The 22665-nt window shown below is 58.2% G+C and carries 19 protein-coding genes; 14 read left to right on the top strand and 5 right to left on the bottom strand.

Annotation, left to right across the window (positions count from 1 at the left end; translation table 11 throughout):
• Window positions 1-42: 42 nt before the first annotated feature.
• Together AC2FIB_RS04480 and AC2FIB_RS04475 are read right to left on the bottom strand one after the other, a co-directional pair.
• Window positions 43-1200, bottom strand: a complete 1158-nt coding sequence (locus tag AC2FIB_RS04480; protein ID WP_496734143.1) for an alpha-hydroxy acid oxidase — start codon at window positions 1198-1200, stop codon at window positions 43-45.
• Between the two features lie 39 nt (window positions 1201-1239).
• Window positions 1240-3024, bottom strand: coding sequence for a sensor domain-containing diguanylate cyclase (locus tag AC2FIB_RS04475; RefSeq protein WP_496734144.1), 1785 nt, complete (start codon window positions 3022-3024; stop codon window positions 1240-1242).
• A 181-nt stretch (window positions 3025-3205) separates the two neighbouring features.
• Between AC2FIB_RS04475 and AC2FIB_RS04470 the strand changes: the two genes are divergently transcribed.
• Window positions 3206-5602 carry an ATP-dependent helicase gene (locus AC2FIB_RS04470; RefSeq protein WP_496734146.1) on the top strand — a complete coding sequence of 799 codons (2397 nt, stop codon included), beginning with the start codon at window positions 3206-3208 and terminating at the stop codon, window positions 5600-5602.
• A 3-nt stretch (window positions 5603-5605) separates the two neighbouring features.
• On the opposite strand, the gene AC2FIB_RS04465 is transcribed toward AC2FIB_RS04470, so the two are convergent.
• Both AC2FIB_RS04465 and AC2FIB_RS04460 read right to left on the bottom strand, forming a co-directional pair.
• A complete protein-coding gene (locus tag AC2FIB_RS04465; RefSeq protein ID WP_496734148.1) occupies window positions 5606-5896 on the bottom strand; it encodes a DUF1330 domain-containing protein in 291 nt (96 codons plus the stop codon).
• A 374-nt stretch (window positions 5897-6270) separates the two neighbouring features.
• Window positions 6271-6495, bottom strand: a complete 225-nt coding sequence (locus AC2FIB_RS04460; protein ID WP_496734150.1) for a DUF1127 domain-containing protein — start codon at window positions 6493-6495, stop codon at window positions 6271-6273.
• 907 nt (window positions 6496-7402) lie between these two features.
• On the opposite strand from AC2FIB_RS04460, the gene mraZ reads away from it, so the two are divergent.
• The 9 genes from mraZ to AC2FIB_RS04415 all read left to right on the top strand — a co-directional run bounded on the left by mraZ (window position 7403) and on the right by AC2FIB_RS04415 (window position 17096).
• Window positions 7403-7906, top strand: a complete 504-nt coding sequence (mraZ, locus tag AC2FIB_RS04455) for a division/cell wall cluster transcriptional repressor MraZ (protein WP_082637227.1) — start codon at window positions 7403-7405, stop codon at window positions 7904-7906.
• Between the two features lie 4 nt (window positions 7907-7910).
• Window positions 7911-8903: a 16S rRNA (cytosine(1402)-N(4))-methyltransferase RsmH gene (rsmH, locus tag AC2FIB_RS04450; RefSeq protein WP_496734151.1), complete on the top strand. Its 993-nt coding sequence runs from the start codon at window positions 7911-7913 to the stop codon at window positions 8901-8903.
• Window positions 8900-9268, top strand: a complete 369-nt coding sequence (gene ftsL / locus AC2FIB_RS04445) for a cell division protein FtsL (protein ID WP_058274326.1) — start codon at window positions 8900-8902, stop codon at window positions 9266-9268. Before rsmH ends, ftsL begins: the two co-directional genes overlap by 4 nt.
• Window positions 9265-11052 (top strand): peptidoglycan D,D-transpeptidase FtsI family protein, encoded by a 1788-nt coding sequence (locus AC2FIB_RS04440; protein ID WP_496734153.1) that lies wholly within the window; start codon window positions 9265-9267, stop codon window positions 11050-11052. The genes ftsL and AC2FIB_RS04440 overlap by 4 nt, the downstream gene beginning before the upstream one ends.
• Window positions 11053-11073: 21 nt before the next feature.
• Window positions 11074-12555, top strand: a complete 1482-nt coding sequence (locus tag AC2FIB_RS04435; protein WP_496734155.1) for a UDP-N-acetylmuramoyl-L-alanyl-D-glutamate--2,6-diaminopimelate ligase — start codon at window positions 11074-11076, stop codon at window positions 12553-12555.
• Window positions 12552-13943 (top strand): UDP-N-acetylmuramoyl-tripeptide--D-alanyl-D-alanine ligase, encoded by a 1392-nt coding sequence (locus AC2FIB_RS04430; RefSeq protein ID WP_496734157.1) that lies wholly within the window; start codon window positions 12552-12554, stop codon window positions 13941-13943. The genes AC2FIB_RS04435 and AC2FIB_RS04430 overlap by 4 nt, the downstream gene beginning before the upstream one ends.
• A gap of 39 nt (window positions 13944-13982) precedes the next feature.
• The gene (gene mraY, locus AC2FIB_RS04425; RefSeq protein ID WP_058274330.1) at window positions 13983-15065 is read left to right on the top strand and encodes a phospho-N-acetylmuramoyl-pentapeptide-transferase; all 1083 of its coding nucleotides are present in this window, start codon (window positions 13983-13985) and stop codon (window positions 15063-15065) included.
• A gap of 150 nt (window positions 15066-15215) precedes the next feature.
• On the top strand, window positions 15216-16616 hold the full coding sequence (murD, locus tag AC2FIB_RS04420; protein ID WP_496841779.1) for a UDP-N-acetylmuramoyl-L-alanine--D-glutamate ligase: 1401 nt from the start codon (window positions 15216-15218) through the stop codon (window positions 16614-16616).
• A gap of 105 nt (window positions 16617-16721) precedes the next feature.
• Window positions 16722-17096: a glycine zipper family protein gene (locus AC2FIB_RS04415; protein WP_233493524.1), complete on the top strand. Its 375-nt coding sequence runs from the start codon at window positions 16722-16724 to the stop codon at window positions 17094-17096.
• On the opposite strand, the gene AC2FIB_RS04410 is transcribed toward AC2FIB_RS04415, so the two are convergent.
• Window positions 17093-18274 carry a BaiN/RdsA family NAD(P)/FAD-dependent oxidoreductase gene (locus AC2FIB_RS04410; RefSeq protein ID WP_496734160.1) on the bottom strand — a complete coding sequence of 394 codons (1182 nt, stop codon included), beginning with the start codon at window positions 18272-18274 and terminating at the stop codon, window positions 17093-17095. The two genes, AC2FIB_RS04415 and AC2FIB_RS04410, sit on opposite strands and share 4 nt — an antisense overlap.
• Window positions 18275-18492: 218 nt before the next feature.
• Between AC2FIB_RS04410 and AC2FIB_RS04405 the strand changes: the two genes are divergently transcribed.
• The 4 genes from AC2FIB_RS04405 to murC all read left to right on the top strand — a co-directional run bounded on the left by AC2FIB_RS04405 (window position 18493) and on the right by murC (window position 22622).
• Window positions 18493-18786 (top strand): antibiotic biosynthesis monooxygenase family protein, encoded by a 294-nt coding sequence (locus AC2FIB_RS04405; RefSeq protein WP_496724392.1) that lies wholly within the window; start codon window positions 18493-18495, stop codon window positions 18784-18786.
• A 169-nt stretch (window positions 18787-18955) separates the two neighbouring features.
• Entirely contained in the window at window positions 18956-20119 is a 1164-nt protein-coding gene (gene ftsW, locus AC2FIB_RS04400; protein ID WP_496734162.1) for a putative lipid II flippase FtsW, read from the top strand.
• Window positions 20119-21216 (top strand): UDP-N-acetylglucosamine--N-acetylmuramyl-(pentapeptide) pyrophosphoryl-undecaprenol N-acetylglucosamine transferase, encoded by a 1098-nt coding sequence (locus AC2FIB_RS04395; protein WP_496767964.1) that lies wholly within the window; start codon window positions 20119-20121, stop codon window positions 21214-21216. Before ftsW ends, AC2FIB_RS04395 begins: the two co-directional genes overlap by 1 nt.
• Window positions 21213-22622: a UDP-N-acetylmuramate--L-alanine ligase gene (murC, locus tag AC2FIB_RS04390; RefSeq protein WP_496724396.1), complete on the top strand. Its 1410-nt coding sequence runs from the start codon at window positions 21213-21215 to the stop codon at window positions 22620-22622. The genes AC2FIB_RS04395 and murC overlap by 4 nt, the downstream gene beginning before the upstream one ends.
• Window positions 22623-22665 lie beyond the last annotated feature (43 nt).

The following is a 22665-nucleotide window of genomic DNA, read 5'->3' as shown; positions in this document are numbered from 1 at the left end:
GCATGTTAACGCTCGCAAACGCCCCCTATTAGCGCTATTTATCTAATAACGCTGCACCGCAGCATCGGCAAGCGGCACGACTGGGGGCAGGTGATTCAGCGACTCAGCCCCCATTTGACCCATATTCGCGTGCATATCTTGCCGCAAAATGTCGATGACATGGGCAGGGCCTTTGGCACCGAGGGCGGCCAGCCCATACATGAAGCCACGGCCCAGCATCACAAAATCGGCCCCAAGGGCCTTGGCACGCAAGATGTCCAGACCACCTTCGATACCACTGTCGAAGATCAGGGGCAGGTCTGTGGCCGCGCGGATTGCAGGCAAGGCGTCGATTCCGGCGGGGGCACCATCGAATTGTCGTCCGCCGTGATTCGATATCCAGATGGCGTCGACGCCAGCCCGCTGCAATGGCTCGGCATCTTCAGGGCGCTGCACGCCTTTCACAATCAGCGGGCCATCCCAAGCATCGCGCAGCCAGTGAACATAGTCCATGTCCGGAGACGTGCGGAGCAAATACCCAACATGGGCCGTCGGGGGCAAGTTGCTGGAGTCGTCCGTATACTTGTCCAGTGTCCGCATCCGCGGGGGCCCGCTGCGCGCTATTCCAAGCGCCCATTCCGGCCGCATCGCGATCTGGGCCAGAAGGCGTGGCGTCAACCGCGGTGGATTGGTCAGACCCGAACGTGTTTGGCGCTCGCGCCGGGATGCAACCGGGACATCTGCCGTCATCACCAGCGTCGTAAAACCAGCGTTCCGAACCCGATCCAGCAAGTCCTTGCGAATGTCCGGATCCTTTGGCGGATAAAGCTGAAACCACGCGTTGTCACCCAGATGCGGCGCGACGTCCTCGGGGCTTTGGCAGGCAACGTTGGATAGGGTAAAGGGCAGACCGGCGCTTGCGGCAGCGCGGGCAAGATGAGCTTCGGCATCAGGCCAAATCAGGCCTGCCATACCGATCGGGGCAACGCCGAACGGTAATGGGTAGGTCTGACCCAGGAACTCGGTCGAAGTGTCAAATTCCAATGGTCCATGCAGGATCGACGGCAGGAAACCGACGCGGTCCAAACCGTTGCGATTGCGGCGCAGCGTGGCCTCAACCCCGGTTCCGCTGTCCAGATACTCCCATACAAAGTGAGGTATCCTGCGCTGGGCGCGGTGTTTCAGATCGGCGATGCCGGGAAAACGACTATGAAGGTCCATGGGGATTGATCGGACCTAAGGTGCGATTCGGCAAGGATTTTAAGCCGTTGATTGCCCGCTAACGGCTTTTATTGGCTTTTTGAGCTTTGAAATCTGCCGTGTGTCATCCTCGCTGCCGGCGACCTGAACTTGATTGCGACCTTTATCCTTTGCCTTATATAGCGCATCATCGGCGGCGCGCATCAGATCCTGTGGCATGGTGCCATGCGCCGGATAATGCGAAACCCCAACCGAGATCGTGATACGGGGTAGGGATTTCTCACCGTAGCGCACCGAGACGGCCTCGACCGCTTGCCGCAATTGTTCGGCACGCGTAACCGCATCGTCAGATGTGTTGTCGGGCAGGATCAGCATGAATTCTTCGCCACCGATGCGACAGGCAACCTCGTCCCGGTCGCAGCTCTGTTCCAAAGCGGCACCAACTGCACGCAACACCATGTCACCGGCATCATGCCCATGGGTGTCGTTGAATTTCTTGAAATGATCCACATCTACGGCAATCAGGCTGAGCGGTGCGCCGGTTTGCTGGCTGCGGTTGATTGATTTGCGCAGGGTTTCAAGCATATGCCGCCGGTTGAACAGCCCGGTCAAGGGGTCCCGGACGGACTGGTCGTGCAACTGATCGCGCATCCGTACATTGGCAATCGCCATGCTAATCTGTTCAGCGCTGAGCTGTGCTAGCTTTTTACTCGTGTGAAACGCCTCATCTGGCCCTTCAAGGGCGCGGAGGTGCAGAAGGCCGACCGTCTCTCCATGCGCCAGAATTGGAAAGCAGAAATAGGGCCGTCCGTCATGTGGTTCGGCGTGTTCACAGACAAAGTCGATCTCGGACGCGCCGTATTCATAGGTTCGGCCACGCCGAAGCCCCCAACACCCTTCAGGATGGATGTGCGCCTTATGGGTCCCGCCATTCCAACTGGCACAGCCATCCAGGACGTCGCGCGAGTTGGAATACACGTAAACGCTGCCCTCAGCCTCGGGTAGGATATGGGTCATGAAGCGCGAGACCATATCGAACAGCTCGTCCAAGGACCTGCTGGATTGCAACCACTCGTTCAATTCGCCCAGTAATCGGACTTCGCGGGCCAGGCGCAGTTGATCTTCCATCAGATCACGTTCTTTGGCGGATTGTTTTTGCAGGGCCTGCAATTGCAAGCGGTTCGCCCTGTAGCTGGCAAAGGACACAGCAATAAGCGCAAGCAAGGCGATGCCGCTTAGAACGGTCAAAGAAATCCTAAGCCGCGAGATGAACGTGGTGCGCAAGTCGGAGATATCAGTAAAGAATTCAATTGCGCCGATGAAACGCCCATTCTTGGCCACCGGCATAAAGACTTCGGCGACATGATGTTGCGCTGCGTTCAGGATATTGTCGGTATGCAGATCAAGCCCGTCGATCTCGGACAGGGGAACAACTTCCTGAATGTAGTGAAGCATTCCTCTGGCAACGTCGCTGCGAAAGAAATCACGGGTTTCAACACTGCCCACCTCTGTCGGACGAGTCGACCAGGTGATACGCCCATTCGAGTCGAGCAATTTGAAGCGGTAAACATCAGAAGCTTCGGGCATCGCGGCCAGAAATTCTGCGTCATGCGCATCAATCACGCCGGTCTTAAGCGCGCTCTCGGGGTCCTCCAGATGCAAGACGACGCGGCGCTTCCACAGTTCGGCTTGCTTGAGAATGTCGACCTTTAGCATCCTGTCGACCAGCGGCGCAGGCAATTTGTAAATTCCCCAGCCGCATCCAATTGTCAGAGAAATCAGCAACATGCTGATACCGATCCATTTCAGCCGGTGATTTACGGCCCCCCGATTATCCTGAGTCATACCTTCGCGCTCCCACAGCAATTTACTGATCATCGCGGCGGGTGTTTTACAGATGGTTAATGAAATCGTTCTCAGTCCAAGTCGCTTGATTAGAATTGATCGTAACGGAATAACAAAATCTATGCGAACAAGGCGTGAACAAACCCTTTCCCTCGGCCAACATCCAGCGTAGTTTAGAAAGATGAGCAGTTTCGACGAAATGGACGCCTTCGAGGGCGCATCCTTGTCCGCACGCGCCATGGCCGCGCGCCCTATGCCTTATCTGGACGAGCTGAACCCCGCGCAGCGCGATGCGGTCGAGCGTTTGGACGGGCCTGTCCTGATGCTGGCAGGCGCAGGTACGGGCAAAACCAAGGCACTGACCGCGCGTATCGCGCATCTGCTTAGTACCGGGCGGGCGCGCCCGAACGAGATCTTGTCGGTGACTTTCACCAACAAGGCCGCGCGCGAGATGAAGAACCGCGTGGGCCGTTTGTTAGGGCAACCGGCCGAAGGGATGCCTTGGCTGGGCACATTCCACTCGATCTGCGTCAAGCTGCTGCGACGGCATGCGGAACTGGTCGATCTGAAATCGAATTTCACCATTCTAGATACGGATGACCAGCTGCGGCTGCTCAAACAGCTGATTCAGGCGGCCAATATTGATGACAAACGCTGGCCTGCGCGCATGTTGGCCGGAATCATTGATGACTGGAAGAACCGGGCGCTTACGCCCGACAAGGTGCCTGCTGCCGATTCCGGCGCCTATAACCACAAGGGAATTGAGATCTACGCTCAGTACCAAATCCGGCTGCGCGAGCTGAACGCAGTGGATTTCGGCGATCTGCTGTTGCACATGGTCACGATTTTCCAAACCCATCAGGATGTGTTGGAGCAGTACCAGCGCTGGTTCCGGTACATCCTTGTGGATGAATACCAGGATACCAACGTCGCGCAATACCTGTGGCTGCGGCTGCTGGCCGGGGCGCACAAGAACATTTGTTGCGTAGGGGACGACGATCAGTCAATTTATGGCTGGCGCGGGGCCGAAGTGGGCAACATCCTGCGGTTCGAGAAAGATTTTCCCGGGGCTTATGTTGTCCGGCTGGAACAAAATTATCGTTCAACCCCACATATTCTGGCGGCTGCGTCCAATGTTATCCGTGGCAATGAGAGTCGGCTGGGTAAGGAGTTGTGGACCGATGCGCAGGACGGAGAAAAGGTCCGCCTGATCGGTCATTGGGATGGCGAGGAAGAGGCCCGCTGGATCGGTGAAGAGATCGACGCGATGCAGGGGGGAACGCGCGGGGTGCGGCCCTTCAATCTGGATGAAATTGCGATTCTGGTGCGGGCCAGCCATCAGATGCGCGCGTTTGAGGACCGTTTTCTGACCATCGGCCTGCCCTACAAGGTCATAGGCGGCCCGCGATTCTATGAGCGGATGGAGATCCGTGACGCGATGGCCTATTTCCGGCTGGTGGTCAGCCCCGGTGACGATCTGGCATTCGAGCGGATCGTGAATACTCCGAAACGCGGGCTGGGTGACAAGGCGCAGCAGACGATTCAGATGACGGCGCGGGAAAATGGCGTGTCGCTGGTCGATGGCGCCCGGATCGCTGTCGATAATGGGCTGATCAAAGGCAAAGGCGGCAAAGCACTACGCGAGTTGATCGACGGGTTGGCGCGTTGGAACGCGATGACGCGCGGGCCCCGGATCGAAGTCGATGATGATTCTGTGATTGATGACGGCTCCGCTCCGATGCGGTTTGGTGAGCCCGAGGTCTCACATATCGAACTGGCACAGATCATATTGGACGAATCCGGCTACACGGCACACTGGCAGAACGAAAAAACACCCGAAGCTCCGGGTCGGTTGGAAAACCTCAAGGAATTGGTCAACCAGCTGGACAACTTTGAGAATCTGCAAGGGTTTCTTGAGCATGTCAGCCTGGTCATGGACAATGAGCAAGAGGGTGACGGGGCCAAGGTTTCCATCATGACGCTGCACGCGGCAAAGGGGCTTGAGTTTCCGGCCGTGTTTTTGCCGGGGTGGGAAGACGGGCTGTTCCCGTCACAAAGGTCGATGGACGAATCCGGGATCAAGGGCCTCGAAGAGGAGCGGCGACTGGCCTATGTCGGCATCACACGCGCGGAAGAGATCTGTACGATTTCCTTTGCGGCCAATCGTCGGGTGTTTGGTCAATGGCAAAACGCGATGCCGTCGCGGTTCATTGACGAGTTGCCCGAAGATCATGTCGAAGTTCTGACACCGCCGGGGCTGTATGGGGGTGGTCAGCCGACTGCCGGTATCGAAACCCGTGCGGCCGAGGCCAATGTCTATAACTCCCCCGGTTGGCGGCGGTTGCAGGCTCGGCAAGGGCAGTATGGAACGTCCCAACCCCGCGAAAGCCGCAATACGGTGATTGACGCGACTGCGGTCGCCAGTTTCACCCTTGGTGAGCGCGTGTTTCATCAGAAATTCGGCTATGGCGCGGTGATCGGCATCGAAGGCGACAAGGTTGAGGTCGATTTCGAAAAAGCTGGATTGAAAAAAGTGGTTTCCCGCTTTCTGTCCGCCAAGGATGATGTCCCGTTCTAAACGCTATAGCCCTTCAACCAGTACCATGTTCGCCGTCGCGGTTTTGTGCCGGATTTCCGCCAGCTTGATATAGTCTGGGTCGTCTTTCCACGCCTTGGCCGCGGCAAGAGATGGGAACTCCATTAACACAATTCCGTCTTCGGGCCATACGCCCTCGACTAGTTCCACGGGCTTGGAGGATATCGTCAGCAGGCGACCTCCGTGCCGGTCAAAGATCGGCATGAAACCTTCAAGGTATTTCTGGTACCCGTCAGGGTCGTGAATGGAAATCTGGGCGATGAAATATGCGGCCATCGGAAGCTCCTGAAATTCTGGTCAGGGCTTCAGTTTACATCTCGGTGCGAAAAACAAAAACGGCGGTTCCCAGGGAGGAGGAGAGGGAACCGCCGTTCTTTTCAACATCAGGGCAGGGAGGAGGAGAGCCCCGATGTATCCGAACCCGGGTTTGATCCCGGTATGAGGAAGACGCGGCGACGTCAGGGAGGAGGAGAGACGTCGCCGCGCGCTTTCAACACCGGGAAAGGGAGGAGGAGTACCCGGTGTGTCACGTTCCGGCGTTCAAGGCCGGTATTAAGGGCGGCGACATCAGGGAGGAGGAGAGATGCCGCCGCTGAAATACAGGTCCAAAAGGGAGGAGGAAGGACCTGATCTCGATGTTTCTGTGTCGCTTAACGTGCGACGTGTTCTTCGGCCGCTTGCTGGGCCAGGCGGCGGATCATTGAGCGGTGAAGCCCCAGATCAGCCAGTTCGCGGTTCGACAGGTCAGACAGTTCGTGAACTGTCTGGCGATAGACGCGATATTGGATGAATCGGGTCTTTGCCGCCTTGAACAGCAAAGCCAGGCTAGTTGCCGGTGCGCCTTTGAGCGCGGTGTTATGTGTTGCTGCAGCCATTTGCTTTACTCGATGTATTCGGTGTTGCCGGTGTTGTCCGGCGCTTGCTTGAGACTGAAAATAAGCGAATGCTGCAATTGCACAATACCCGACAACGTCAATGCTGCTATGCAGCAAATGCATAGATATCAAATGGTTGTCGATGAGGGTTGGGCAGGACCAGTAAAATAAGGCCTTCAGCTGATGTTTCCCCAAGGGAAGGTTTCAACAAGATTTCCTGGATTTTCGTGTTTGCGCGTCTTTTGAGCGGAGTTTGTCAATTCTTGTGCGCTTTGTGTATTGGATGGGCCAGACGCGCGGCGGCTGACATGATGATTTCGGTTCGTGGGAATTCATGGGCGTCAGCTGGAGCGGCGCAGAATCCACATGTGGTTGAGGTCTAATATTGGAGTGATTCGCTAATCAAGTGGCCCATTTTTGCTGCGTTCATCATAAATCATCACCCCGTGAAGAATTTTCTGGGAAATTATGGGAATATCCGGGGCGGCTCCAAAACTGGCCTATTTAGTACTATACTAACGCAAGCTATCTACAATTGGTGTCTGTGGGGTGGTTTTCTTTCCCAATTGCGTTGGCTAAACTGTGATTCTGAACATAAGGTCGGCAAATTTTCTGTTGATTTCCATGAATTCCCATGCCATCCCTAGTTCATCCGATGAGGACGAGGCACATGGGGCGCCAAACGACCCCGAACCAATAAAAACAGGTTTCATACAGGCATCTCGCTTTCATCAATCAAGAGATCCGGCGCGCGGGCGAGCAGACATCCCCCCAGGTGGCGCGCGCAGCTGGACATCCCGCACAGCGGGTCAATGCGGCGGGTTGATCAGTGGCAGCAGATCAACCCGCCGTTTTTCATCTGGGGGAGTGAATTTTAAGTGGGGCGCAAGCGGAAGGGACAGTCGTCTTGGCGCGCAGGTTTAGAGGTGAAAGCCACCACAAGGTGGATACGAAGGGCAGGGTGTCGATCCCGGCCTCGTTTCGCCGTGTGCTTGAATCCTCTGACCCGAACTGGCAGCCCGGCGACACTCCTGAGCTTGTAATTGTCTACGGCGACCACCGTCGCAAATTCCTGGAATGCTATACTATGCAGGCGATCGAAGAGGTCGATGCCAAGATCGACGCGCTGCCGCGCGGGTCGATGCAGCGGAAGATGTTGCAGCGCATGTTCCACGGTCAATCCTTCCCGACCACAGTGGATGAAACCGGCCGTCTGGTGCTGCCGGCTAAGCTGCGCAATAAGATCAATCTTGAAGGTGAGGCATTCTTTATCGCCGCGGGTGACACGTTCCAGATTTGGAAGCCGGAAACTTACGATTCCGAAGAATTGGCTGCGGCCGAAGAGTGGTTGGACGAACAGCCCGAGGACTTTGATCCTTTGGAGTTCCTTGACGGCACCGGGGATGCGTAACGGCATGGCCGGCGCTAACACCCCTTCCGAAAAACCTCATATTCCCGTTCTGCTGCGTCCATTGCTGGCTGCTGTTGCGCCCGTGTCGGGCGTCTGGCTGGATGGAACGTTTGGCGCAGGCGGATATACAAAGGGCCTGCTGGACGCCGGGGCAGATAAGGTCATCGGCGTGGACCGTGATCCGTTGGCGTTTGAAATGGCGGCGGATTGGGTCGGAGATTATGGCGACCGGCTTGTGATGCAGCCGGGTGTATTCTCGCGCATGGACGAATACGCACAGGATCTGGATGGTGTCGTTCTGGATCTGGGTGTGTCGTCGATGCAGCTCGACCTGGCGGAACGCGGATTTTCTTTCATGAAGGACGGCCCGCTCGACATGCGTATGAGTCAAGAGGGCGAAAGCGCGGCAGATTTGGTCAATACTGCGACCGAGGAACAACTAGCTGATATCCTGTATCATTATGGCGAAGAGCGTGCCAGCCGCCGCATTGCCAAGGCCATCGCCAAAGCGCGTGCGGAAGAGCCGATAACAACAACTCTGCGCCTGGTTCAGATCATCGAATCCTGTTTGCCGCGTCCCAAGCCGGGGCAGTCCCACCCTGCAACGCGCAGTTTTCAGGGCCTGCGGATCGCAGTGAATGCTGAATATGAAGAGCTGTATCAGGGTCTTATGGCTGCGGAACGTGCGTTGAAGCCGGGCGGGCAACTGGCAGTCGTAACGTTTCATTCCATCGAAGACCGGATGGTCAAACGGTTCTTTCAGTCCCGTGCGGGCAAGACGGGCCGGGCCAATCGGTATGCGCCCGAGATTGAGCAGGAGTTGCCGCAGTTCACGCTTAAGACTCGTAAGGCCGTGGGACCGGATGATCAGGAGCTGCAGGAAAATCCGCGTTCGCGCTCGGCAAAGCTGCGTGTTGCAATTCGAACGGATGCGCCGTCGGGGGAAATTGACGCCCGCGCTGTTGGCATGCCGCAACTAGGGGGAAGAGCAAAATGAAGAGTGTTTTGTATGTGTTGACTGCTCTGTCCGTGTTTGGACTGGCGCTGTGGGCGTATCAGGAAAACTATCGCACGCAGCAGGTGGTGAAGGAAACGCAGAAGCTGCAGCGCGAAATTGGTATGGCGCAGGTGAAATTGGCGGTTTTGAACGCCGAATGGGCTTATCTGAACCGCCCCGATAGGTTGCGTGAGCTTGCAGATCTAAACTTTGAACGGTTGGGCCTTTTGCCCCTGCGGGCCGAGCAATTCGGTCGCGCCGATCAGATTGCCTATGCGGAAGATCCTGACCTGCCGATCGTCGACCCGATCGAGCTGCAGGCCATCACAAACATTCAAGCGTTGGGTGAGGTGCAAATCCCATGACCCGAACGCCGCTGCGCCCTCTGGCCCGAATCCTTGATGCGCGCTCGCGGGGCGAGAATCCCAAAGCCATCGAGCGCGAAAACATCCGCAAGCGTCACGAAGACATGAAAGACCGCAGCCGCACCCGCGCTGAGGGCCGCTTGCTGGTGCTGGGTCTGTTCTTTTTCTGCGCCTTTTCGGTCGTGGGCGTCAGGATGGGCATGTTGGCCACCTCCGAAGCGCAAGAACCCGTGGCCTCGGCCCCTGGTGCAGCCATTGCGATGCAGCGGGCCAATATCGTCGACCGGGAAGGGCGCATTCTTGCGACCAATCTGGACACTTATTCGGTATATGCGCAGCCGCCGTTGATGATCGACCCGATTGCTGCCGCTGATCAGCTTGTCGCGATCTTCCCTGATCTGGAAAAAGAACGCCTGGTCAAGGATTTCACCGGGAATCGCAAATTCCTGTGGATCAAAAAGCGTATCTCGCCCGAACAGAAACAAGCCGTGCACGATATCGGTGACCCAGGCATTCTGTTCGGCCCGCGTGAGATGCGGTTGTACCCGAATGGCCGTCTGGCGGCGCATATCCTAGGCGGGTCAAGCTTTGGGCGCGAAGGCGTCAGTGCTGCCGAAGTGATCGGTGTGGCCGGTGTTGAAAAGCAATTCGACGACTACTTGCGTGATCCCGCGAATGGGACTAAGCCGCTGCAGCTCTCGCTGGACCTGACCGTTCAGGCCGCGGTTGAGCAGGTGCTGTTTGGCGGCATGAAGATTATGAACGCCAAGGGGGCGTCGGCGGTTCTGATGAACGCGCATACGGGCGAGGTGATATCGGCGGCCTCATTGCCGTCCTTCGATCCCAATGATCGCCCGCGCCCGCCGACCTCGGGGTTCGATCCCTCAGACAGCCCACTATTCAATCGCTATGTTCAGGGCGTTTATGAACTGGGATCTGTGTTTAAGATATTCACCGCCGCGCAGGCGGTTCAGCTGGGTTTGGTGAACTCGAATACGATCATCGATACCTCAGGTCCGATGAGGATCGGCCGTTTCCCGATTGGTGAGTTCAACGGCAAGAATTACGGCAAAATCAGCGTCGCGGATGTGATCGTCCACAGCTCGAACCGGGGCACCGGGCGGCTGGCGTTGCAGATCGGCGCGCAACGGCAGCAGGATTTCCTGGAATCGCTTGGTATGTTCGATCCCACCCCGTTCGAAATCGTCGAGGCCAAGGGCGGTGAGCCGTTGAAGCCCAAAAAATGGGGCGAACTGAGCACGGTGACCATCTCATACGGTCATGGTCTGTCGACCAGCCCCATGCACCTAGCGGCGGGGTACGCGGCGATTGCCAATGGCGGGCACTATGTAAGCCCGACGATTCTGCGCAAAAATGGGCCGCAATACGGTCCTCGGGTGATGTCTGACAACGCGGCAAACCAGGCGCAGAAGATGTTGCGCCGGGTGGTGACAGATGGCACCGCCAGTTTTGGCGATGTGGCAGGCTATGATGTGGCCGGTAAGACCGGCACCGCGGATAAACCCAAGCCGCGCGGCGGTTATTACGACGACAAGGTGATTGCGACCTTCGCGACGTTCTTTCCCGCCTATGACCCAAAATATGTCCTGATTGTAACGTTGGACGAACCATCCATCCTTGCCTATGGCGAAAAGCGCCGTACGGCAGGTTGGACAGCGGTTCCTGTGGCCGCAGAATTGATCGGGCGCATCGCACCTTTGCTGGGCCTGCGTCCTCGGGTTGAGCCTGAGGCCGGCGCTGCTATAACGCTGACCTCAAATTAGGCTGTCCAAACGAGGTGGGTCATGGGCGCAAGGACAAAGAAACTCAGCCAACTGGCCCTGACCGCCCGAGGCGGCGCCAATCCTGATATCACAGGGCTGGCGGTCGACAGTCGCGAAGTCAAAGACGGTTTCCTCTTTGCGGCACTTCCCGGTACACGTGTTCATGGCGGTGAGTTCATTCAATACGCTTTGCGTATGGGCGCCGCAGCCATCCTGACGGATGCTGAAGGGGCAGAGATCGCTGCCGAGGAACTGGCCGCATCAGATGCGGCGCTGATCGTGCTCGAGGACCCGCGTCAGGCGCTGGCCGGGTGCGCCGCGCTGTGGTTCGGAGCGCAACCGCAGACCATCGTTGCGGTTACTGGCACCAATGGCAAAACCTCGGTCGCGACATTTGTGCGCCAGATCTGGACCGAACTTGGTCACGCCGCGGTGAACCTCGGGACCACAGGGGTCGAGGGGGCGTGGACCGCACCACTAGCCCATACAACGCCCGAACCAATCACTTTGCATCGTTGCCTGTCCGAGGCTGCGGAGAACGGAGTGACTCATGCTGCGATGGAGGCATCCTCGCACGGGTTGGAACAACGCCGCTTGGACGGGGTACAGTTGGCTGCGGCGGGGTTTTCGAACTTCACTCAGGACCATCTGGACTACCACGAAACGTTTGAGGCGTATTTCAACGCTAAGGCAGGTCTGTTTGATCGGGTCCTGCCGCAAGACGGCACTGTTGTCGTCAACATGAGCGATCCCAAGGGCGCTCAGGTCCTCCGAATTGCCAAAGACCGGGGGCAGAAGGTTTTGACCGTTGGGCTTGGGGAAGCAGACCTGTGCCTGATGAATCAGCGGTTTGACGCAACAGGTCAGGACCTGCGGTTTTCTTGGCAGGGCAAGATCTTCCAAACCCGTTTGAATCTGATCGGCGGTTTTCAGGCCGAAAATATCTTGTTGGCCTGCGGTCTGGTTATTGCTGCAGGGGAAGAGCCTGAACACGTGTTCGAAACCCTGCCGCATCTCACGACGGTTCGTGGACGCATGCAGCTGGCCGCGACGCGAGAGAATGGGGCAGCGGTGTTTGTGGATTACGCTCATACACCTGACGCAGTGGCGACCGCACTCAAGGCACTGCGCCCGCATGTGATGGGCCGTCTGATCGCCATTGTCGGCGCGGGCGGTGATCGCGACGCGACCAAGCGCCCGCTGATGGGGCAAGCCGCCGCCAACCACGCAGATGTGGTTTTCGTCACCGACGACAACCCGCGCAGCGAAGATCCGGCCACCATACGCGCGGCCGTGATGGATGGGGCACCAAAGGCCACCGAGGTCGGCGATCGGGCCGAGGCCATCTTGCGCGGGATAGACGCGCTGCAACCCGGCGACGCGCTTTTGATTGCGGGCAAGGGGCATGAAACCGGCCAGATCGTTGGTGATCAGGTTTTGCCTTTTGATGATGTCGAACAGGCCAGCATCAGTGTGGCCGCACTGGACGGGAGGGTGGCATGACATTGTGGACTGCAGCCGAGGCCGCCGAGGCAACCGGTGGACGCGTCACTTCGGATTGGGCGGTCAATGGTGTGTCAATCGACACGCGCACCATCCAACCTGGCGATCTTTTCGTCGCACTCACAGCCGCGCGGGACGGGCATGAATTTGTGGCACAGGCTTTGGAAAAAGGCGCTGGGGCAGCCTTGGTGTCGCGTATTCCCGAGGGCGTACCCGAAGATGCGCCCTTGTTGATCGTCAAAAACGTGCAGTTGGGGCTTGAGGCGCTGGGGTGCGCGGGTCGTGACCGCTGCGACGCGCGGGTGCTCGGGGTGACCGGAAGCGTCGGCAAGACATCGACGAAGGAAATGCTGGCCACCATTTTGGAAACGCAGGGAAAAACTCATGCCAGCGTTGCCAGCTACAACAATCACTGGGGCGTGCCGCTTACCTTGGCGCGGATGCCGCGTGACACAGAATTCGCTGTGATCGAGGTTGGTATGAGCCATCCCGGAGAGATCTCTCCGCTGGCGCAGCAAGCCCGCCCGCATGTGGCGCTGGTCACGACAGTGGCGGCAGTGCACCTAGAAGCGTTTGACTCGGTGGCCGGTATTGCGCATGAAAAGGCCGCGATTTTTGACGGCCTGACGGAGGGCGGCGGGGCCATCCTGAACGCAGATATCGAGCATGCGGACATCCTGCGCGACTGTGCGCGGGATTTGGGCGCGAAAACGGTAGATTTCGGCCGCAATGGCACCGACTACACATTGACCGATGTAACCCAAAAGGCTGACTCGGTTCATGCAAAGGCAACAGTCGCAGGACGGACGTTTGCGTTTGACGTACAATCAGCGGGCACGCATTTCGCCATGAACGCCCTGGGGGCATTGGCTGCCTGTGTCGAATTGGGCGTCGATCTGGATCAGGCGATTGCAGGTCTCGGCGGATGGTCGCCGGTCAAGGGGCGCGGGGTGCGCGAACAGATCGCGTTGACCGACGGTGGCCGGATCGAACTGCTGGATGACAGCTATAACGCTAACCCGACGTCGATGGAGGCCGCACTGGATGTTTTGGCCGCGGCGCAAGGGCATCGTCGTATCGCTTTTCTTGGGGATATGAAGGAGTTGGGGCCGAAGGAAACTGCTATGCATGCGGCGATGGCGGATGTTTCGGCTATGCAGCGCGTGGACAAAGTGCATTGCGTCGGCCCGCTGATGAAGGCGCTGCACGATGCACTTCCGGCGGATAAACGCGGGCTTTGGTTCGAGACCAGCACCGAGATGGCGGTTCAACTGCCCGAGCTTGTTCAGGCCGGTGACACTGTGTTGGCCAAGGGATCGCTGAGCATGGCATTGGCGCAGATTGTTGACGGTTTGCGTAAAATGGGGCAAGGGGGCGCGCTTGCTTGATGATCGCGCCCGCCACCTCAGTGTGAGAAAGGTTTTGAAATGCTCTATTGGTTGACCGCCCTGTCGGACGGAGGAGATTTTTTCAACCTCTTCCGCTATATCACGTTCCGCGCAGGCGGCGCCTTTTTGACCGCGCTGATTTTCGGTTTTCTCTTTGGCAAACCGCTGATCAACGTGCTGCGCAAAAAGCAGGGCAAGGGCCAGCCGATCCGGGATGATGGGCCCGAAGGGCATTTTTCGAAGGCGGGCACACCGACGATGGGCGGGCTGCTGATCGTGGGCGCGCTGATGACATCGACATTGATCTGGGCACGGTGGGACAATCCCTATGTCTGGATGGTTCTGTTTGTAACGCTGGCCTATGCGGCGATCGGGTTTGCTGATGACTATGCGAAGGTGTCGAAACAGAACACCAAGGGCGTTTCGGGTAAAATGCGTATGGCACTGGGGGTTATCATCGCAGTTCTGGCCTCGGCCTGGGCCACGCTGCACCATCCCGAGGCCCTGCAGAACCAGCTGGCGCTGCCCATTTTCAAGGATACACTTATCAATCTGGGCATGTTCTACATACCCTTCTCGATCGTCGTGATCGTAGGAGCGGCCAACGCTGTGAACCTGACCGATGGTCTGGATGGTCTGGCCATCATGCCGGCGATGATCGCGGCTTCGACGCTGGGAGTGATTGCCTATGCCGTTGGGCGGGTCGACTTTACCGAATATCTGGATGTCCATTACGTGCCCGGAACAGGTGAGATTTTCGTCTTTACTTCGGCCCTGTTCGGTGCTGGTCTTGGCTTCCTTTGGTACAACGCGCCACCAGCTGCGGTGTTCATGGGCGACACCGGATCGCTGGCGCTGGGAGGTGCATTGGGTGCCATCGCGGTAGCCACCAAACACGAGCTGGTACTGGCGATCGTAGGTGGTTTGTTCGTGGTCGAAGCGCTGAGCGTGATCATCCAGGTGCTGTATTTCAAACGTACTGGACGCCGGGTATTCCTGATGGCGCCGATCCATCACCACTATGAGAAAAAGGGCTGGGCAGAACCGACGATCGTGATCCGGTTCTGGATCATCTCGCTAATCCTGGCAATGATCGGTCTGGCAACGCTGAAAGTCCGGTAACGCTCCCGTCAGGTTCGGCGGACCTGCGGTCCACCTGTCACCTGTTGGGCCCGGCTCGCGCTGACGCGCGAGCCTTTTGCCACCCTTGCCATCGGTGATTTCTTCGGTGCAGTGTGGCGGCCAATTCAAAGCTATACGAAGGTGGGCAGTATGATCCCGGTCAAAGGGTTTTCAGGGCAGAAGGTTGCGGTTCTGGGGCTTGGCCGGTCGGGGCTGGCCACGGCGCGTGCCCTGCAGGCAGGTAAAGCTGAGCCTGTGTGTTGGGATGACAACCCTGCCGCCCGGGAAGTGGCCGAGGCTGAAGGGTTCGTCTGTGCCGATCTGCGCCGTCATGGAGCGTTTGACGATATCGCCACGCTGATCGTTTCGCCCGGTATTCCTCATCTCTATCCTGACCCCAATCCAATTGTGGCTGCGGCGCTTGAGGCCGGTGTCCCGGTCGATAACGACATCGGGCTGTTTTTTCGATCCTTTGCAGGGCCTGAGTGGAACAATTATGACTCTCCGCCGCGTGTGATCGCGGTGACCGGGTCGAACGGGAAATCGACCACCGCGGCTTTGATCCACCATATCCTGACCGAAGCCGGGCGCGAGGTACAGCTGGCGGGTAATATCGGGCGTGGTGTGCTGGATATTGATCCGGGTGGTGACGGTTCGGTCGTTGTGCTGGAGCTGTCCAGCTATCAAACAGAACTGGCCCGTGCCCTGACCCCGGACGTGGCCGTTTTCACCAACCTGTCGCCCGACCATCTTGACCGCCACGGCGGGATGGGGGGCTATTTTGCCGCCAAGCGTCGGTTGTTCGCTGAAGGTGGCCCGGACCGCGCCGTGATTGGCATTGACGAGAAAGAGGGCGCGTTTTTGGCCGGTCAACTGGCAGAGGGCCGCGCTGATGATAGGGTCATCCGCGTGTCTGTTGCGCGCAAACTGACGGGACCCGGATGGCAGGTGTTTGCCCGCAAAGGGTTCCTGTCGGAATACCGCAAGGGACGGCAAGCGGGTTCGATTGACCTGCGCGGAATCACGGGCCTTCCCGGCGCGCATAACCACCAAAACGCCTGTTCGGCTTATGCCGCTTGTCGCGTGCTGGGACTGGCACCGCGCGTGATCGAAGACGCGCTGCACAGCTATCCGGGCCTGCCGCATCGCAGTCAGATCATCGCCGAGGTAGGCGGTATTACTTATGTGAATGACTCAAAAGCCACCAATGTGGACAGCGCTCTCAAGGCGTTGAGCGCCTTCAGGAAGGTCCGCTGGGTCTGTGGGGGGCTTGAGAAGGAAGGCGGTGTCGCCGCTCTGAACGCAGCCGCTGACCAGGTGGTCAAGGCATATGTCATTGGTCGCGAGGCCGCGAATTTCGCCATGCAACTTAAGGCCGATGCGCTGGTTTGCACCACCATGTCCGAGGCTGTTGAGCAAGCCATGAAGGATGCCCAACCCGGCGAGACAGTCCTGCTTGCGCCAGCCGCGGCCAGTTTCGATCAATATGACAATTTCGAGCAGCGCGGAGAGGACTTTGTAGCGGAAGTCAGGCAACGGCTTCCGGAATAGCCATTTGCAATAGACCGCCGGTTGGGCCAAGCTGCGATGCTATCAGCTTGACGCGCCATCATTATTGGTTTTGCTTGCCTGCAAATTCAACACGAGGTTATGACTATGCCATTTCGTAAGTTTTCTCTGATCCTGCCTGCCATTCTCGTTGCCGGTGCCTGCACCAACACAGGTGCCAATTATCAACCAATCGTCGACGGCCCGATCGGCCCGAACTACAACGTAGACCTTCAGCAGTGCCAACAACTGGCGGCATCACAAGCCAGCGTTGATGGCTCTACCGCAGGAAATGCAGCGATAGGCGCGGCAGGTGCGGCGGCTGTAACCGGGATTGTTCAGGACAGCAGCGACAATCTGGGCCGTGCGGCAGTTGCCGGTGCGCTTGTTGGCGCCGGCGCTGACGTGATCAACAAAAACCAGAACAAAGAAGTAATCGTGCGCAACTGCATGCGCGGACGTGGCTACAACGTCGTCGGCTAACTCTGCCCGGCGATTGCAATTCCTGCGGCGTGGCCCGAGGACCACGCCCATTGGAAGTTGTAACCGCCTAGCCAGCCGGTGACATCCACTGCTTCGCCAATCGTATAGAGGCCGGGGACATCCCTGGCCTCCATCGTTTTTGACGACAGGCTATCAGTGTCGATCCCACCCAGCGTCACCTCGGCTGTACGATACCCTTCGGTGCCCGAGGGGGTAAGCTGCCAGTCGGACAGTGCTGCGACCAGTTCGGACAGCGCGGCGTCCGACTGATCGGCTAGATTGCCTGGCATGGGGATATGATGGCTCAGGTACTCGACCAGACGCCCGGGCAGGTGGCGCGCGAGTTCCGTGGTCAGCGCCTTGCGTCCGCTGCTTTGCCGCTGATCCCGCAGCAAATCAAACAGCGGCAGATCCGGGATCAGGTTTACGCGGATCGCCTCGCCTTCGCGCCAATAGGAAGACAATTGCAGAACCGATGGTCCGCTAAGCCCGCGATGGGTGAACAACAGGGCCTCGTCAAAGCTGGTCCGGTCATTCGACAGCCGCGCAGGCAAGGATACGCCAGACAGGTCTTTGAACCGACCGTCCGAGAACGTGAACGGAACGAGTGCCGCCCGCGTTTCTGTTATCCCCAGCCCGAATTGCCGCGCGATGTCATAGGCCATCCCAGTCGCGCCCATCTTGGGGATCGACTTGCCGCCAGTGGCGAGGACCAGATTGGTGCAGCTCAGACCGTGCCGCTGGCCTTCTCGTTCTACGTCCAGAATAAAACCGCTGTCGGTCTTGCGCAGATCTTTCACTTCGGTTCGAACCCACAGCTCGGCACCAGCACGCCCCATTTCGTCCAGCAGCATCTGGATGATTTGTTTTGATGATCCATCGCAGAACAGTTGCCCCAGCGTTTTTTCATGCCATGCGATGTCATGTCGGCCGACCAGATCAACGAAATCCCACTGCGTGTACCGCGCCAACGCGGATTTGCAGAAATGCGGATTCTGCGACAGGAAGTTTCCCGGTCCTGCGTACATATTGGTGAAGTTGCAGCGCCCACCGCCCGAGATGCGGATTTTCTCACCCGGAGCCTTCGCGTGGTCGATCACCAGAACGCGCCCGCCGCAATGTGCCGCGCACATCATACCGGCTGCGCCGGCGCCAAGGATGATCGTGTCGTAGGTCATGCGCGCGGGATGGCTTGAATTAATAGGGAAGGCAAGAGGAAGACGAAAACACGCGCCGTCTAGGCCTGACTGGTGGTGAACCCTTGTCCTTCTAACGGTTCTGGGAAAGGGGAAGAAATTGACAGCTGGTGCCCTTACGAAATTGGTCGCGATATCATGTGTTAGAATGCTCGCGAAACGAAAACTCATCTTGATGTACAGCACAGGAGGGCGGTTCAATGATCATGCGCATTTTCCAAGTCACAGTTCGTCCGGGCAAAGAGGCGGAATTTTCAAAGTTCTTCCACGAGACTGCGATCCCATTGATGCAAAGCACCGAAGGCGTCGTTCAGGTCCTGCCGGGTGCTCCGCGTTCGGATACACCGCGTGAGTTCAGTTTTGTCATGATTTGGAGCAGCCTGGACGCATTAGTAGCTTTTGTTGGTGACGATTACCAAAGTCCACATATCGATCCGGCAGAGGCCGAGTTGGTCGAGTCCAGAACGATAAAGCACTACGATCTTGTCACCTAGGTGATCCGTACATCCTGGAAAGGAAAGCCCGGGTCGGATCTCCGGCTTGGAGGTGTCAATTTCCCCTGTTGTCGTGTCATTCCGCTAGCCCAAACGCAAAAATGCCTGTAGACTCTCATTCAGATCCTGAAAAACGGGACGTTAACGAGGCAGATAGTGGCGGTATCTCATGACTGAGATGGTGTATGGCGCGGTCCAGGACCAGCGCGGAGAACCGATTCTTCCGAAATGGTGGCGGACGATTGATCGCTGGACGATGTCCTGCGTTCTGATCCTGTTTGTCATCGGATTGTTGCTGGGGCTGGCCTCATCACCACCGCTGGCAGGGCGCAACGGGTTTGATCCGTTCCACTATGTTGAACGGCAGGCGCTGTTCGGTGGGCTGGCGCTGATTGCGATGCTGCTGACGTCGATGATGTCGCCGACTTTGGTGCGCCGTTTGGCAGTACTTGGGTTCCTTGCCTCGTTTGTGGCGCTGGCCTTTCTGCCCGTCTTCGGAACGGATTTCGGAAAAGGGGCGGTGCGCTGGTACTCGCTGGGCTTTGCATCTTTGCAGCCGTCGGAATTTCTGAAACCCGGATTTGTCGTCGCGGCCGCGTGGCTGCTGGCTGCGTCGCAACAGATCAACGGCCCTCCGGGTCGGTTGTGGTCATTTGCGTTGTGCATTGCAATTGTGGCGATGCTGGTTTTGCAACCTGACTTCGGTCAGGCCTGCCTGATCCTGTTTGGATGGGGTGTGATGTACTTTGTGGCCGGTGCGCCGATGCTGCTGCTGGTTGGCATGGCGGGCGTCGTAGTCCTGGGGGGTATGTTCGCCTATTCGAATTCGGAACACTTTGCCCGCCGTATTGATGGCTTCCTGAACCAGGAGGTCGACCCTACCACCCAGCTTGGCTATGCCACGAACGCCATCCGTGAAGGCGGTCTTTTCGGTGTCGGCGTGGGTGAGGGACAGGTGAAGTGGTCTTTGCCCGATGCCCACACGGATTTCATCATCGCTGTCGCGGCCGAGGAATACGGTCTGATCCTGGTACTGATCATCATCGCGCTGTATTCACTGATCGTGGTGCGGTCACTTCTGCGGTTGATGCGGGAACGTGACATGTTCATCCGATTGGCCGGGACTGGTCTGGCCTGCATGTTCGGCGTTCAGGCCATGATTAACATGGGTGTGGCTGTGCGCCTGCTGCCAGCCAAAGGTATGACGCTGCCCTTTGTCAGCTATGGTGGGTCGTCGCTGATTGCGGGCGGCATCGCTGTAGGAATGCTGCTGGCCTTCACCAGAAGCCGACCACAGGGCGAACTTGGTGATATTCTGCGCGGAAGAGGATGATGGGGAAACCTTATCTGTTGATTGCGGCTGGCGGCACCGGGGGCCATATGTTCCCGGCGCAGGCGTTGGCCGAAGCGATGCTGAATAAAGGCTGGCGCGTGCGCCTGTCCACGGATGAGCGTGGCGCGCGCTACACAGGCGCCTTTCCGCAAACGGTCGAGATTGTCGAGGTTGCCTCTGCCACCTTCGCGCGCGGCGGACTGGCCGCTAAGGCATTGGTCGGCCCCAGGATTGCGGGCGGCGTCAGCAGCATGGCGTTCCAGATGATGCGGGACAAACCGGACGTTGTCGTGGGCTTTGGCGGATACCCGTCGATCCCGGCTTTGGGGGCCGCGACGATGCTGAAAGTTCCGCGCATGATCCACGAACAGAATGGGGTTCTGGGGCGCGTGAACCAATTGTTTGCCACGCGTGTTGCCAACGTCGCCTGTGGTGTCTGGCCAACCGATCTGCCCGAAGGGGCCAATGGAATCCACACCGGAAACCCGGTCCGCGCCGCCGTGCTTGAGCGCGAGGCCGCAGGTTACATCCCACCGGGCGACTATCCTATGTCTATTCTGGTTATGGGCGGCAGTCAGGGTGCGCGCATTCTCAGCGATATTGTCCCTGGCGCGATTGCTGCCTTGCCTGACGACTTGCGCAGCCATATCCGTGTTGCACATCAGGCCCGCGACGAGGATGGGGAACGTGTTACGGCGTTCTATGCCGAACATGGTATCCGGGCCGAGGTCAAACCTTTCTTTGACGACGTTCCGCGTCGCATGTCGGATGCACAACTTGTCATCAGCCGGTCCGGCGCATCCAGCGTGGCGGATATCTCGGTCATCGGACGTCCATCGATCCTGATCCCGTTCGCCGCAGCCGCAGGCGACCATCAAACTGCGAACGCGCGAGGATTGGTTCAGGCAGGCGGCGCGATTATGATCCCGGAAAACGCACTTGACGTTCCCTCGCTGACAGAGCAAATCACCGCCGTTCTTACCAACCCCGAAGCCGCCCAAAAGATGGCCCATGCCGCCCTCTCGACCGGTGCCCCCGACGCAACTGAACGTCTGACGGCCCTTGTCGAACAACTGGCGCAGAAGGAGACCACATGAATCCTGCAACCAAACTGCCGCAAGACGTAGGGTCGATTCACTTTGTGGGGATCGGCGGAATTGGGATGTCGGGCATTGCCGAGGTTTTGCTGAACCTCGGTTACCGCGTGCAGGGGTCCGACCTGAAGGCGTCCAAGATCACTGATCGTCTGGCGAGCCTTGGGGCTGAGATATTTGTCGGCCAGCGTGCCGAAAACCTTGAAAACGCGGCCGTTGTTGTGGTGTCGACCGCGATCAAGCCTGGCAACCCCGAGCTGGACGGCGCCCGGGCGCAAGGCCTGCCGGTTGTTCGTCGCGCCGACATGCTGGCCGAGCTGATGCGCCTGAAATCCAACATCGCCATTGCCGGAACCCACGGCAAGACCACCACGACCACCATGATGGCCGAGCTGATGGTGGCCGGCGATTTCGATCCGACCGTCATCAATGGCGGCATCATCCATGCCTACGGTTCGAACGCACGGATGGGGCAGGGTGAATGGATGGTGGTCGAGGCCGACGAATCCGACGGTTCGTTCAACCGACTGCCCGCGACCATTGCCATTGTTACGAATATCGACCCCGAGCATATGGAGCATTGGGGTGACTTCGACCAACTGCGCGACGGGTTCTACGAGTTCGTCTCGAACCTGCCATTCTACGGTCTGGCTGTGTGCTGCACGGACCATGCAGAGGTGCAGACGTTGGTTGGACGTATCACCGACCGCCGGGTCCGGACCTATGGGTTCAATGCGCAGGCTGATGTTCGTGCGTTGAACCTGACCTACAGGGGCGGCGTGGCGCATTTCGACATCCACCTTCAGTACGAAGATAAGATGATCGAGGGCTGCACATTGCCGATGCCCGGCGACCACAATGTCTCAAACGCGCTGTCTGCAGTGGCCGTCGCCCGCCATCTGGGTATGAAGGCCTCGGAAATCCGTGATGCGCTGGCTAATTTTGGCGGCGTCAACCGCCGCTTCACTAAGGTCGGCGAGGTCGATGGCGTCACCATTATCGACGATTACGGCCACCATCCGGTAGAGATTGCAGCCGTTCTTAAAGCTGCGCGCCAGGCCACCGATGGGCGCGTGATCGCCGTGCACCAACCGCACCGGTACTCGCGCCTGTCCAATCTGTTTGACGATTTCTGCACCTGCTTCAATGACGCGGACGTTGTAGCCATCGCTGATGTTTTCTCTGCCGGAGAGGACCCGATCGAAGGAGCCAGCCGAGATGATCTGGTGCAAGGCCTGATCCGTCACGGTCACCGCCACGCGCGTGCATTGCTGAACGAAAACGATCTGGAGCGCCTTGTTCGCGAACAGGCCCGTCCCGGTGACATGGTTGTTTGCCTTGGCGCCGGTACAATTAGCGCCTGGGCCAATGGGTTGCCTGAAAGGCTGCGACAAAAACAAGCCGTTTGATGGAATGGACTCTCTAGCACTGCAACTTTAAAGTGTGATTTTG

It is taken from the genome of Ruegeria sp. YTSA072, from assembly GCF_059610285.1.
This window is presented reverse-complemented; position numbering and strand designations above follow the sequence as displayed.